The sequence below is a fragment of the Clostridioides sp. ES-S-0010-02 genome (assembly GCA_020641055.1).
GTDB lineage: Bacteria > Bacillota > Clostridia > Peptostreptococcales > Peptostreptococcaceae > Clostridioides.
In genome coordinates this window covers 1,437,765-1,452,122 of sequence record CP067345.1, presented here as the reverse complement: position 1 = coordinate 1,452,122, position 14,358 = coordinate 1,437,765, and the positions used below count along the sequence as shown (strand labels likewise).

General features: G+C 29.0%; 11 protein-coding genes. 5 read left to right on the top strand and 6 right to left on the bottom strand.

The annotated features are described in order from the left end of the window. Positions 1–3 precede the first annotated feature (3 nt). Positions 4–1,413 carry a multidrug efflux MFS transporter gene (locus tag JJC01_06790; GenBank protein ID UDN59557.1) on the top strand — a complete coding sequence of 470 codons (1,410 nt, stop codon included), beginning with the start codon at positions 4–6 and terminating at the stop codon, positions 1,411–1,413. 73 nt (positions 1,414–1,486) lie between these two features. Here the strand turns inward: JJC01_06790 and JJC01_06785 are convergent, their stop codons facing one another. After that, positions 1,487–1,867: a RidA family protein gene (locus JJC01_06785; protein UDN59556.1), complete on the bottom strand. Its 381-nt coding sequence runs from the start codon at positions 1,865–1,867 to the stop codon at positions 1,487–1,489. Positions 1,868–1,960: 93 nt separating this feature from the next. Next, on the bottom strand, positions 1,961–3,178 hold the full coding sequence (locus tag JJC01_06780) for a threonine ammonia-lyase (protein UDN59555.1): 1,218 nt from the start codon (positions 3,176–3,178) through the stop codon (positions 1,961–1,963). A gap of 653 nt (positions 3,179–3,831) precedes the next feature. Here JJC01_06780 and aspD point away from each other — a divergent pair. Both aspD and JJC01_06770 read left to right on the top strand, forming a co-directional pair. Beyond that, positions 3,832–5,460 (top strand): aspartate 4-decarboxylase, encoded by a 1,629-nt coding sequence (gene aspD / locus JJC01_06775; protein UDN59554.1) that lies wholly within the window; start codon positions 3,832–3,834, stop codon positions 5,458–5,460. 120 nt (positions 5,461–5,580) lie between these two features. Next, a complete protein-coding gene (locus tag JJC01_06770; protein UDN59553.1) occupies positions 5,581–6,576 on the top strand; it encodes an asparaginase in 996 nt (331 codons plus the stop codon). A 142-nt stretch (positions 6,577–6,718) separates the two neighbouring features. Here JJC01_06770 and JJC01_06765 read toward each other — a convergent pair whose 3' ends face one another. From JJC01_06765 to JJC01_06750, 4 genes are all read right to left on the bottom strand, one after another. Next, positions 6,719–9,139, bottom strand: coding sequence for a leucine--tRNA ligase (locus JJC01_06765; GenBank protein ID UDN59552.1), 2,421 nt, complete (start codon positions 9,137–9,139; stop codon positions 6,719–6,721). 350 nt (positions 9,140–9,489) lie between these two features. Next, positions 9,490–9,840: a ribosome silencing factor gene (gene rsfS, locus JJC01_06760; protein ID UDN59551.1), complete on the bottom strand. Its 351-nt coding sequence runs from the start codon at positions 9,838–9,840 to the stop codon at positions 9,490–9,492. A 116-nt stretch (positions 9,841–9,956) separates the two neighbouring features. Then, the gene (yqeK, locus tag JJC01_06755; protein UDN59550.1) at positions 9,957–10,529 is read right to left on the bottom strand and encodes a bis(5'-nucleosyl)-tetraphosphatase (symmetrical) YqeK; all 573 of its coding nucleotides are present in this window, start codon (positions 10,527–10,529) and stop codon (positions 9,957–9,959) included. Beyond that, positions 10,530–11,219 (bottom strand): nicotinate-nucleotide adenylyltransferase, encoded by a 690-nt coding sequence (locus tag JJC01_06750; protein UDN59549.1) that lies wholly within the window; start codon positions 11,217–11,219, stop codon positions 10,530–10,532. It abuts the gene before it with no gap. 275 nt (positions 11,220–11,494) lie between these two features. Between JJC01_06750 and recX the strand changes: the two genes are divergently transcribed. Together recX and JJC01_06740 are read left to right on the top strand one after the other, a co-directional pair. Further along, a complete protein-coding gene (recX, locus tag JJC01_06745; protein UDN59548.1) occupies positions 11,495–12,133 on the top strand; it encodes a recombination regulator RecX in 639 nt (212 codons plus the stop codon). Positions 12,134–12,295: 162 nt separating this feature from the next. After that, on the top strand, positions 12,296–14,299 hold the full coding sequence (locus JJC01_06740; GenBank protein UDN59547.1) for an alpha amylase C-terminal domain-containing protein: 2,004 nt from the start codon (positions 12,296–12,298) through the stop codon (positions 14,297–14,299). The last annotated feature ends 59 nt before the right edge of the window (positions 14,300–14,358 follow it).

Below are 14,358 nucleotides of genomic sequence, written 5' to 3'. Positions count from 1 at the left end.
ACTATGGAAATACAAAGTAATAGCAAAAACAATAAAAAAGGAAATTTGATAATAGCAATCGTAATGACTGGTGCTTTTATAAGCTCTCTTAGTCAAACATTACTGGCAACTGCACTTCCCAATATAATGTCAGATTTTAAAATTACTGCTGATGTTGGTCAGTGGTTAACTACGATTTATCTACTTATTGCAGGTATCATTATTCCTACAACAGCTTACTTGATAAATAGATTTAGTACTCGAAAATTATTTATTACATCAATGACTATCTTTTCTTTAGGATGTGTTATTGCACTTTTCTCTCGTGATTTTTCAACTATGTTGATTGCTCGTGTGTTACAAGCAGTAGGTTCTGGCTCTTTAATGCCACTTTTACAAGTTATTATATTATATTTATGTCCTATAGAAAAACGTGGTACAGCTATGAGTCTAGTTGGTATTACAGTGGGATTTGCTCCAGCAATAGGACCAACTTTATCTGGATGGTTAGTAGATTCATTTGGTTGGCATAGTTTATTTTTGCTTCTTTCACCTATAGCTATATTAGATGTTATACTTTCATTTATATTATTAAAAAATGTTGGAGAAGCTCAGAAACTAAAACTGGATATACCTTCAATAATACTATCTTCTTTAGGTTTTGGTGGTTTATTGATTGGGTTTACTAATCAAGGTAATTATGGCTGGACTAATAGTGCAACATATCTACCAATAATATTAGGAATTGTATCATTAATTTTGTTTACATGGCGTCAATTAAAATCTAAAGAACCATTCTTAGAACTAAGAGTTTTTAAAAATAAACCATTTCTTATTTCTACATTATTAATTATGATTGTATATGCTTCAATGATGTCTGCTACATTAATGATACCTCTATATATTCAATCTGTAAGGGGATTCTCTGCACTTGCTTCAGGTTCTTTAATGATGCCTGGTGCTATACTAATGGTTGCATTAAATCCAGTCGCAGGACGTCACCTAGATAAATATGGTCCTCACGCTCTATCAATATTAGGAACTGGATGCTTATTTTTAGGAACTTTATCTTTTGCATTTTTAGGCAAAGATACATCTTTAATTCATATATCATTAATGTATTGTATTCGTATGATTGGTATTTCAATGGTTCTAATGCCATTAACTACATGGGGAATTAAAACACTAGATAGAGAACTTATATCTCATGCTACAGCAATTAATAGTACACTTCGTCAAATATCTGGTGCTATAGGCTCTGCTGTACTTATTACTATAATGACAACTGCTACTAAAAAAGCTCACATGAGTTCAGCTATCCTGTCTAATATCCATGGAATAGATGTAGCATTTTCAATAGCAGCTACACTTGCATTTATTGGATTAATTGTATCAATATGTTTTATAAAAGAGCGACAAACTGTTAGAAGTTAAAATAAAAAAAGAGATGTTTTAAGATTAAAATCTTAAAACATCTCTTTTTTTCAGTTTGAAAAATATTGTAATCTTATAATACAGCTATTACTTCTATTTCAACTTTAACGTCTTTTGGTAATCTAGCAACTTCTACACAAGCTCTTGCTGGTTTATTTTCTCCAAAATACTCAGCATAAACTTCGTTTATAGCCCCAAATTCATTCATATCTTTTATAAATACTGTAGTTTTAACTACATTTGAAAAATCAGCTCCACTTTCAGCTAATATTGCTTTAAGATTTTTTAGAGATTGAGCAGTTTGAGCTTGTACATCTCCTTCAACTACTTCCATAGTTTCTGGCACAAGTGGAACTTGTCCAGATACAAATAATAAGTTTCCAGCTTTTATAGCTTGAGAATATGGTCCTAACGCTGCTGGTGCATCATTAGTATGTAATACTTCATGTTTCATATTAAAATCCTCCTAATTGGTTAATCTACTATACATAAAATGTATCTTCATACACTATTATACTATTTTTCTTGTATATTATATACACTTTTATTATAATTCTATAATTTTAAAACCTTTTTCTTCTATTGCGTTCTTTATTTTTGCTATATGGTCATAATCTATTGTTTCTAATATAAATTCCGCACTTTGTTTTCCTAGAGCTTCACCTGCTGATAATTTACCTTGATTAGCACTTAAAATATTTCCACCATTCTCACTTATTATTCTAGTTAATTCAGCAAAGTTTCCTGGCTTATCTTCCATAATTGTACTAAATGAATATCTTCTTCCTTCTTTAGCTAGAGCAACACCTATTATTCTATATAATGTATTTATATCTATATTACCACCAGATATTATACACACTACGTTTTCATCTTTTGCTGGTGCATATTTACCACTTAATATTGCAGCTGTACACACAGCCCCTGCACCTTCTGAAACTATCTTTTGACTTTCCATCATAAATAATATTGATTCAGCTATTTCTATTTCTTCAACTACTACTATTTCATCAACTAATTCATTTATTATTTCAAAAGTTAAGTCTCCAGGAGTTTTAACAGCTATACCATCAGCTATTGTACTATCATTAAATGCTGTTGTTACTTTTCCGTTTTTAATTGACTCTTTCATTGAAGGTATATTTGCAGTTTGAACACCAACTATTTTTACATTAGGATTTAATGCCTTTGCTGCAACAGCAACACCAGATATTATTCCTCCACCACCAACTGGGCATAGTATAGTATCAACCTTATTATTTAATTGTTCGAAAATTTCAAGAGATATAGTTCCTTGCCCTGCTATAACATATTTATCATTGAATGGATGTAAGAAAGTTGCTCCTGTTTCTTTTTGTATTTCAACAGCTTTTGCATATGCATCATCATAAACTGCACCATTTAAAACTACTTCTGCTCCATAACCTTTAGTTGCACTAACTTTTGCCAATGGTGCCGTTGCTGGCATTACTATTGTAGATTTTATACCAGTCATTTTTGCGCCTAATGCGACACCTTGTGCATGATTTCCTGCACTTGAAGCTATTACTCCACTTGCTTTTTCTTCATCGGTTAAACTTGCTATTTTATTACAAGCTCCTCTTAATTTAAAAGACCCTGTTTTTTGAAGGTTTTCACATTTATAGAAAACATTCGCTCCTGTTTTTTCGCTAAGTTTAACGCTTTCAAGTAAATCAGTTTTTTTAACTATGTCTTTAATGGTCTCTCTAGCTTCTTTCACATCTGTTAAGGTAACATTTATCATTTTATTCCACTCCCGTAAATCCAATTTTTATTTATTACTTTCTATATAATTCTATATCTTTTTTTTTTAAAAATCAACATGTAAACGATTTTTATAATTTTTTAATTAATCACAAAAAAACTAAAAATACAACAATTGAATACAATAAACACATCTATTCAATTAAGTTAGATTACGCTAAATGATAATATTAAAATAATTTTTACATTTTTATCAAAATAACAGTTTATTCTTTATTATTTTTATTAAAATTTATATTTATATTATTTTACTTAATTAAAAATTGTTTTTTTATTCTCTTTAATAACATTAATATTACCACATCTAACCTAAAATATTTTTATAAACAACATTAAATAAAAAAAGTTTTATTTTACACATTTTCATAATAATAAAACTGTACCTTTTACAACAAATATAACAAAAAAAATAAAATGCAAGTTAAATTAGAGTTTTATTTTATATAGTAATCATTTTTTATTAAAAGGTATTTTATCTTTTAACATACATTTTATAAAGCTAAATAGAGTTATTATTTTAATTTTATACTTTACTTTTTCTATAAACCTATTATAATTAAAGTATAATCATTTTAGGAACTTGTTTATTTTATTATAAAAATGTGAAACTTATTACATAAGGAGGAATTAAACATGAAAAATAATACTTATAAAGAAATCAAAAACATATATGGAAAAATAAGTCCTTTTGAATTTAAGGACAAATTAATAGATATTGCGAAACATACTGCAAATGAAAATCATAGAGAACTGCTTGATGCAGGTCGTGGAAATCCAAATTGGACTTGTTCAACTGCTAGAGAAGCTTTTTTCACTTTTGGTCATTTTGCGATTACTGAAACACGTTCTAATTGGGATTTAGGACATTTAGCTGGTATGCCTCAAAAAAAGGGCATTAAGGAAAGATTCTTTAAATATATAAATGAAAATATAGATATGCCTGGAGCATACTTAGCTAGAGATATTATAAATTTTGGTATAAATGAACTTGGATTCGATGGCGATGAATTTGTTCATGAACTAGCTGATGGGATTATTGGTGATAATTATCCACTTCCAGATAGAATGTTGCCTCATATGGAAAAAATAGTGCATGATTATTTAGTTCAAGAAATGAAATATGATATATCAAGTAAATATGGTGATGTAGAAATATTCGCTGTTGAAGGTGCTACAGCTGCTATGTGTTATATATTTGATTCATTAATGGCAAATGAACTTCTAAAAAAAGGCGATACAGTAGCTTTAATGACTCCTATATTTACACCTTATCTTGAGATACCTAATCTTCCTCGCTATGATTTTAAAGTTGTAAACATAAACGCAAATGCAGTTGATGAAAAAGGTGCTCATACATGGCAGTATACTAAAAAAGAATTAGAAAAGCTTCGTGACAATTCTATTAAAGCTTTATTTGTTGTTAATCCTAACAACCCTGCATCTATAGCTATGGATGAGACATCTTGTAATAATCTAATAGATGTAATTGAAAATTATAATAAGGATTTAATGATAATATCAGATGATGTATATGGGACTTTTGTAGAAGATTTCTCATCATTAATGTCAAAACTTCCTTATAACACTGTTGGAGTTTATTCTTATTCAAAATATTTTGGAGTTACAGGATGGAGACTTGGTACATTCGCTCTTCATAAAAAGAATGTTTTTGATAAAAAAATAAATGATTTAACTGGAGAATTGAAGAAATCAGTAGATAAGCGTTACAGTGATATGAGTCTTAATCCTTCTAGTCTTTCATTTATGGAAAGAGTTGTTGCTGATAGTAGACTTGTTGCTCTTAATCATACTGCTGGTCTTTCAACTCCACAACAAGTTCAAATGTCATTTTTCTCTGCCTTTGCATTAATTGATAAAGTTGATGCTTACAAAAAACTTAATATGAGTATATGTCATAGACGTCAAAAACTATTGTTTGAAGCTTTAGAGCTTCCAGTTAATAAAAGTAAAAATAATGCTGCATATTATACTCAATTTGATATTGAAGAATGGGCTAAAATAAACTATGGAGAAGATTTATTCAAATTTATAAGTAAGAATGCCTCTCCAGTAGATATACTTTATAGATTGGCTAATGATTATTCAGTAGTCTTACTTAGTGGAAATGGATTCTATGGACCTGAATGGTCAATTAGAATATCTTTAGCAAATCTATATGATGAAGCCTACACTAAAATAGGGAAAGCAATAAGAGAAATATTGAATAGCTATATTGCTGAATGGGAAAAAACAAAAAAATAATCCTATTACACTGAAATGTCTAAATTATGTGAATAAAAGGATTTATATAGACCTAAATAATTTTTTTTGATATAATCCTATCGGAATTATAAATTTTATTTGTGAAAGGCAGAGAATATTATGAGTATTAAGAAAAAAGTTGCCATAGTCTTTACTGGTGGAACTATATCTATGACAGTAGATGATAAAGTAGGTGCTGCTATACCAACTTTATCTGGGGAACAAATATTATCTATGGTCACTAATATTGATAAAGTTGCAGATGTTGAAGTTTTTAATTTTGATGAAATTCCAGGACCTCACATAACACCTTGTAGAATGATGGAATTAAAAAATTATGTAAATGATTTATTAGCAAGAAAAGATATCACAGGAGTTGTAATAACACATGGTACTGATAGTTTAGAAGAAACTGCTTATTTTCTAGACCTTACAATTGATAATATTAAACCTGTAATAGTTACAGGTGCTATGAGAAGTAGCTCTGAACTTGGCTATGATGGTTCAAGCAATTTATCTGCATCAGTTTGTACTGCCGTATCTAAAGATGCTATGGGTAAAGGAGTTCTTGTAGTTTTAAACAACGAAGTGCTATTGGCTTCTGAAGCTACTAAAACAAATACACTTTCTTTAAATACATTTAAATCTTTAACTAGTGGTCCATTGGGAATAATCGACTGTAACGAACTTGTTCTTACGAGAGATATTGTAAATAGAACCATTATAGATACTGATAAAGTAGAATCTAAAGTTGCACTATTTAAAGCATATGTTGGAGAAGATGCAGAGTTTATAAGATTTGCTGTTGATAGTGGATATAAAGGTATAGTTATTGAAGCTATGGGTAGAGGCAATATTCCTCCTCTAATGCTTTCTGGCGTTGAATATGCAAGGGAAAAAGGACTTCCTGTTGTTATAGTTTCTAGATGCCATTCAGGTAGAGTATTTGATAGTTATGGTTACTTTGGTTCTGGTAGAGACTTAAAAAATATAGGATGTATATTTGGTGGAGACCTTCCAGGTCAAAAAGCTAGAATAAAACTTATTTTAGCTCTTGGAAAGACTAATAATATTGATGAAATCAAAGACTTCTTTGAAAAAGGAATCTATTGTTAATTATATTATAGAGTTTAGAATTTAAAATAAATTATATCATAGAGTTTAAAATAAAACATCCCCCTACTGCAATCTTTTACTTATATTGCAATAAGGGGATTTTATTTTATAGCTCTCTTTTTTTATTTATTCCACAACTTTTTTATTTCACAACTATATTAACTAATTTCTTAGGAACTGCAACAACTTTAACTATAGTTTTATCTTCAACTAGAGCTTTAATTTTTTCATCTTCTAAAGCCACTTTTTCCATATCTTCTTTAGATATATTTGAGCTAACAGTTAACTTTCCTCTAACCTTTCCATTAACTTGTACAACAACTTCTATTTCATCTTTTACTAAAGCTTTTTCATCATATTTAGGCCAATCTATATCAAATACACTTCCTTCTTGACCTATCATAGTCCATAATTCTTCACCTAAATGAGGTGCAAATGGTGAAATTATAGTTACGATTGTTTGTACACCTTCTTTTATAACTGCTTCATTGATATTATCTAGCTCCTTATATTTGTACATATCATTTATTAATTCCATCAGAGCTGATATAGCAGTGTTAAATCCAAATTTCTCACTTAAATCTACAGTAACTTTTTTAAGTGTAGAATGTATAGTATATCTCATATCTTTATCTTGAGAACTTAACTCGCCAAACTCAACATCTTTTTTGAAGACATCTGCTAACTCATCAACTAATCTATATACTCTATTTAAGAATCTAAAGCATCCATCAACACCTTGTTCTGACCAGTCTAAATCTCTTTCTGGTGGTGCTGCAAATAATACGAAAAGTCTTGCAGTATCTGCTCCATATTCATCAATTATATCCATAGGAGATACTGTATTTCCTTTAGACTTACTCATTTTAGAACCATCCATAAGAACCATACCTTGAGTAAGTAAGTTTTTAAATGGTTCATCAAAGTCTACCATGCCCATACTCTTAAATGCTTTTACAAACCATCTAGCATAAAGTAAATGCATTATAGCATGCTCTACTCCACCTATATATTGGTCTACTGGATGCCATCTGTTAACTAAGTCTTTACTAAATGGTTCATCTTCATTTTTATTGTCTACATATCTTAAGAAATACCAAGAAGAATCAACAAATGTATCCATAGTGTCAACTTCTCTTCTCGCTGGTTTTCCACAGTGAGGACAAGTTGCTGACATAAACTGTTTTGAAGTAGTAAGTGGAGACTCACCTTTTCCAGTAAATTCAACATCTGTTGGTAAAAGAACTGGTAAATCTTCTTTCTTAACTGGAACTATTCCACACTCATCACAATAAACTACAGGTATAGGACAACCCCAATATCTTTGTCTTGAAACTAACCAGTCTCTTAATCTATAATTAATTGTTCTCTTTCCTCTACCTTCTTTTTCTAATTTATTTATTATTCCTTCAAATCCTTCTGAAGCATCTAATCCATCAAATTCTTCTGAATTTATCATTTTATTATCTTCTGTTATTACATCTATTATATCTAGATTATATTTTTCAGCAAAATCTCTGTCTCTTTCATCATGTGCAGGAACTGCCATTATAGCACCTGTTCCATATTCAACTAATACATAGTTTGCTATCCATAGAGGAACTTTTTTTCCATTTAAAGGATTTATAACATATCTACCTATAAACATACCTTCTTTTTCTACATCAGCTGCTGTTCTCTCTATTTCTGTCATAGTGTGCATTTTTTGAACAAAAGCTTCAACATCTGCTTCATACTCAGTACCAGCAACCAATTCTTTAACTAGTTCATGTTCTGGAGCAAGTACCATATAAGTAACTCCATAAGTTGTATCTGGTCTAGTTGTAAATACTGTCACAGATTTGTCAGTTCCATCTATATCAAATACTAAATCTGCTCCTGTACTTTTTCCTATCCAGTTTCTTTGCATTATTTTAACTTTTTCTGGCCATCCATCTAATGTGTCTAAATCATTAAGTAATTCTTCTGCAAATTCAGTAGTTTTAAAATACCATTGTTCCAAGTCTTTCTTTAATACTGTTGATTTACATCTTTCACATGCTCCTTGAACAACTTGTTCATTTGCAAGAACAGTCTCACAAGAAGGACACCAGTTAACATAAGATTTTTTCTTATATGCAAGTCCATGTTCTAAAAATTTCAAAAATATTTCTTGAGTAAATCTATAGTATTCTGGAGTTGAAGTTGCTACTTCTTTATCCCAATCATAGCTAAGCCCTAATAAATTTAATTGTTCTTTCATTTCTTCTATATTTTCCATTGTCCATTTATGTGGATGTATTCCATGTTTTATAGCTGCATTTTCAGCTGGTAAACCAAAAGAATCCCATCCCATCGGATGAAGTACATTATAACCTTCCATTTTTTTGAATCTTGCGACAACATCGCCTATAGAATAATTTCTAACATGTCCCATGTGTATCTTTCCAGATGGATAAGGGAACATTTCTAATGTGTAATAATTAGGTTTTTCAGTTTGTGCTGTATCCATTTTGTATTGGTCATTATCTTTCCAAATTTTTTGCCATTTCGATTCTACTTGTTTAAAATTATATACGCTCATATTTTGCCTCCTGTTTTTAGTTGTGTTCAACTACTTTGTTTAATATTATTTACTTATAATTTCCAAATAATTCTTTGAAAATAAAAAATCCTCGTCACTAAACTTGCGTTTAGGGACGAGGATAAATCTTCGCGGTACCACCCTAATTAGCCTACTTTTATAGACTCTCTTAGATAGCTTTTAATCCAGCCATGGAGAATAGGTTTTAATCTAGTAAGTTCAAAGTTATATAATATTAGTTCTCACCTTCCACTAACTCTCTGAAAAAATATAATCTTTTACTGCTCTAGTCTATTCAATTCAATACAATTTTTGAAATTTTCTAACTATAATAACATATATTATCATGTTTATGCTAATGTGTCAATATCTATATAAGGTGCATCTTTCCATAATTTTTCTAAATTATAAAATCCTCTATTTTCCTCATTAAATACGTGAACCATTATATCTCCATAGTCAAGAAGTACCCAAGTTTGAGTTCCTTGTCCTTCTTTTCCTCTTGGTTCTAATCCTAGTTTTGCTAATTCATCTTCAACATTATCAGCTATAGCTTTTACTTGTCTTTGAGAAGATGCTGTAGTAATAACAAAATAATCACATAAACTAGAAACTTTTCCTATATTTATTATAACTGTATCTTGACCCAGCTTATCTTCTATGGCATCATATGCTATTTTTGTCATTTGTTCCACTGTCATATAAAATTTCCTCACTTTCCTAATTTAAATACACTTAGTTATTCTAACATATTAATACGATTTTGTAACATAGTCAACTTTAATTTTATTAATATGTTTGCCTTTATATAAGATTTTTATAATAACTTTTCTTTAATTAGGTAGTTTCTTGCCATAACAGTTCTTGGATGTATTTCTTCTTTTTTATTAATAACAAACATTAAAGTATTATTAAATGAAGTTAAAAGTGCTTCGTCAAGCTTACCTTCATAGGCTAATTCTCTCAATGTATCTACAACTGGAAATTTTCTTCCTTCTTCAATTAAATCTGCTATGTAAATTATTTTTTCTAAAAGAGACATATCTTCTCTTCCTGTTGTATGGTATTTAATTGCATTTATAATATCTTCATCTTCTATACCAAACTCATATTCACATATGTATGACCCTATCACACTATGTGATAGAGAGCGGTTTCCATCTTCTATTGGGTCTAAGTATATTTCATACTTATTAACATAATCCTCTACTTCTTTATCACTTAAGTATTTCGCACAATCATGAATCATCCCCGCTATATAGGCTTTTTCTTTGTCACATCCATAAATTTCACACAATTTTACAGCACATTCTGCAACATTTTTTGAATGGCTAAGCCTTCCTACTGGTAGCATTTGATTTAATCTCTGGTTAATATTCTCTAAGTTCATTTAATCATCTCCATATTGATATAGTTTATTTTCATACAAATAATTTTCTACATTTTCGGGTACTAAGTAACGTATAGACTTTCCTTCATTTAGCTGTTCCCTTATATATGTGGATGATATATCCAATGATGGAACGTAAACTGTTATAATGTCAGCATTATATTTTTTAGTCAGTTTCTCTATAGTTTCTTGTGACCTTAATAAGCTAATACCTGGTCTAGTTGCAGCTATAAAAGTAGCTAACTCAAAGTTTTTCTTTACATCTTTCCACTCTTCAACACTACAAATAGCATCTGCCCCTGTTATAAAGTAAATATCAGCATTTTTGTATTTTTTCTTTAAATATTTTAATGTATCGATTGTATAAGTCCTTTTATTTCTTTCGATTTCTACTTTTGAAACTAAAAAATCTTCATTGCTTTCAGTTGCTAGAAGTGTCATATTGTATCTATCATACTTATTTGTAGTGATACCTAGTTTATGTGGTGGATTTCCTGATGGTATAAAGATAATTTTGTCAATCTCATACTTATCTCTAATAAACTCTGCTGTTGCTAAATGAGCATAGTGTATAGGGTCAAAAGTACCTCCTAATATACCTATTTTGATTTTGCCTTTATGGCGATTAAATTTCTCTAGTTTTTCAGTATTTTTCAATTCTGCCTTCTGAACTAGATTTTTACTTCTCATATTTTGTCTCCTTTTAATGTTATAATACTATTGTACCATTATTTTTTATTTCTTAAAGCTTATAAATTATTTTTTTTGGTATATAATCATATTTATATGGTAAAAAACACTTTAAAAAATAATTATTTAACATAGTTTCACTTAACTTTTTAATAAAAATAACTTTTTATTATTTTGTCTTAATTTAGATTAAATATAACGTATAATTATAAGTTTTTTATTAAATTTTATTAGTTACTTTTGTTAATATAATTACATATAAAAAAGGAGCAATTATGAGTATAATTACAAAAATAGAACAACAAAAAAGAAATGATGATAGAGTAAATATTTATGTAGATGATAAATTTTTTATTGCTATATTTAAAGAACTTGTTTATACATTTAATTTAAAAAAAGGAAATGAAGTAAATGAAGAGGAATTAAAATCCATTTTAGATGATGAGATGTATATAAAAGCTAAAAATAAAGCATTAAATATTTTGTCTCGTGCTGACCAGTCTGAAAAAAAAATGAAAGAAAAACTATCAGCAGATTTTGAAGAGGATACAATTGATAGAGTTATAGATTTTCTTAAAAATTATAATCTGGTAAATGACAATATATTGGCTCAGAAAATAGTTAATACCAATGTTAATTTAAACAAATGTGGCAAAAACAGAATTAAACAAAATTTATATAATAAAGGTATTGAAAGAAGTGCAATTGATGAAGCAGTATCAGAATTAGACAAAGATACTGAATTTGAAAATGCCATGTATCTAGCAAAAAAAAGATATGAAAGGGTAAAAAAAGAAGATAAAAAGAAAATATATCAAAAAATTTCTCAACATCTTTCCTATAAAGGCTTTGATTATGATATTATTAAAAGAGTTTTAAATAAACTTTTAAATTTTGATGAATCTGATATATAAGTATATTTTTAAATATACTAAGGAGGTAAATTATGAAACTAATTATTGGTGGTTTAAGCTTTTTATTAGGATTATATAATATATATCAATTATATAGAGAAGATAGTATGAGATAAGTATTATTTTATTAAAATATAATACTTATTATGGAGGGAAAATCAAATGAAAAGTCAAGAAAGATTTAAAATTTTAGACGTTGATGTTTATCTACAACCATTTGAGTCTGACATAAAAAAAAGGATGAAACACTATGAAGATGTAAAAGCAAAAATATTAACTAGCTGTGAAGATTTTAATTCTTTTGCAAATGGTCATCTTTATTATGGATTCCATCAAACAAATGATGGATGGTTTTATAGAGAGTGGGCTCCAAATGCAGATAGTTTATCATTAATTGGTGACTTTAATAATTGGAATAGAAAATCCCATCCTCTAAAAAAAATAGATTCTGGTAATTGGGAAATTTTTATACCTGATAAAAACAGCTTACCTCATAAATCTGAGGTAAAGGTACAAGTCACTACAAATGGGGAAACATTTGACCGCATACCATTATACATAAAGAGGGTAATCCAAAAGGATTCTGGTAGCTTTAATGGGCAGATATGGCAACCAAAAACTCCATTTAATTGGACTGATAATGAATTTGATTTAAAAAACATAACTTTCCCTTTAATCTACGAATGTCATATAGGTATGGCTACTGAAAAAGAATCTATTGGAACTTATAATGAATTTACTGAAAATATACTTCCTAGGATAAAGAAAGCTGGATACAATACTATTCAACTTATGGCTATCATGGAACATCCATATTATGCTTCTTTTGGATACCAAGTTTCAAACTTTTATGCAATTTCATCTAGATTTGGTACTCCTGAAGACTTAAAAAACCTTATAAATACAGCTCATTCAATGGGAATTGCTGTTTTATTAGACTTAGTTCACTCTCATGCTGTAAAAAATACTTTAGAGGGAATAAATGAATTTGATGGAAGTGAACATCAATTTTTCCATTCAGGTTCAAAAGGTAATCACCCTGCTTGGGGAACAAAACTCTTTAACTATGGTAAGCCTGAGGTAATTCATTTTTTACTTTCAAATATAAAATTTTGGCTAAATGAGTATCATTTTGATGGTTTTAGATTTGATGGCGTAACCTCAATGCTATATCATAACCACGGTCTTGGAGTTTCATTTGACAGTTATAAAAAGTATTTCAGTGCAAACACGGATATGGAAGCTATAACATATCTTCAATTTGCAAATGAATTAATAAAAGAAATCAAACCTAATTCAATAAGCATTGCAGAAGATATGAGTGGAATGCCTGGAATGTGTATACCTATAAGAGATGGTGGAATTGGCTTTGACTATAGATTAGCAATGGGAGTACCTGATTTTTGGATAAAAACTATCTCAAAATCTTCTGATGAAAATTGGGATTTAGGCAAAATGTGGTACGAGCTTACTACTAGACGTCCTGGTGAAAAAAACATTGGATATTGTGAATCTCATGACCAAGCATTAGTTGGTGATAAGACAATTATATTTCGGTTAGCAGATAAAGAAATGTATTGGAATATGGAAATAAACTCAAATAATCATATTATTGATAGAGCCATGTCTCTAAACAAATTAATTAAATTAGCAACATTTTCTCTAGCTGGTGAAGGATACCTAAATTTTATGGGAAATGAATTTGGACACCCTGAGTGGATTGACTTTCCACGTGAAGGAAACAATTGGAGTTATAAATATGCTAGAAGACAATGGAGTCTTTCAGAAAATGATAACTTAAAATATAAACAACTATTGAACTTTGATAAATCTATGCTTGAACTTACAAAATACAGTGATATTTTTGCACAGAATAGTTATGAACTTATACATATAGATAATGATAAAAAACTTTTAGTATACAGTAAGGGTAAATATTTATTTATATTTAATTTCCATCCTAATCTGATGCAATCAGTAGACATATCAAAATTCCAAGACAAAAAATACAAGACAGTATTAAGTACTGATATGATAGAGTTTGGAGGAAAAACAAGACCAGAAAACTTAATAGACTACGATATCTATTTTACTTCTACTCCTCCATCTTCTAAAATACCTATTGCATCTCTCACAGCAATAGTACTTTTAAATAATATTATCTAGATATAAATAACTACTAAAAGCCAAATAACAATTTTGATTTTAATACAAAATGTTATTTG

Coding starts and splice junctions, on each gene's coding strand:
- JJC01_06770 (UDN59553.1), top strand. CDS start 5,581: ATGAGTATTAAGAAAAAAGTTGCCATAGTCTTTACTGGTGGAACTATA.
- JJC01_06790 (UDN59557.1), top strand. CDS start 4: ATGGAAATACAAAGTAATAGCAAAAACAATAAAAAAGGAAATTTGATA.
- recX (UDN59548.1), top strand. CDS start 11,495: ATGAGTATAATTACAAAAATAGAACAACAAAAAAGAAATGATGATAGA.
- JJC01_06750 (UDN59549.1), bottom strand. CDS start 11,219: ATGAGAAGTAAAAATCTAGTTCAGAAGGCAGAATTGAAAAATACTGAA.
- yqeK (UDN59550.1), bottom strand. CDS start 10,529: ATGAACTTAGAGAATATTAACCAGAGATTAAATCAAATGCTACCAGTA.
- JJC01_06740 (UDN59547.1), top strand. CDS start 12,296: ATGAAAAGTCAAGAAAGATTTAAAATTTTAGACGTTGATGTTTATCTA.
- JJC01_06765 (UDN59552.1), bottom strand. CDS start 9,139: ATGAGCGTATATAATTTTAAACAAGTAGAATCGAAATGGCAAAAAATT.
- aspD (UDN59554.1), top strand. CDS start 3,832: ATGAAAAATAATACTTATAAAGAAATCAAAAACATATATGGAAAAATA.
- JJC01_06780 (UDN59555.1), bottom strand. CDS start 3,178: ATGATAAATGTTACCTTAACAGATGTGAAAGAAGCTAGAGAGACCATT.
- JJC01_06785 (UDN59556.1), bottom strand. CDS start 1,867: ATGAAACATGAAGTATTACATACTAATGATGCACCAGCAGCGTTAGGA.
- rsfS (UDN59551.1), bottom strand. CDS start 9,840: ATGACAGTGGAACAAATGACAAAAATAGCATATGATGCCATAGAAGAT.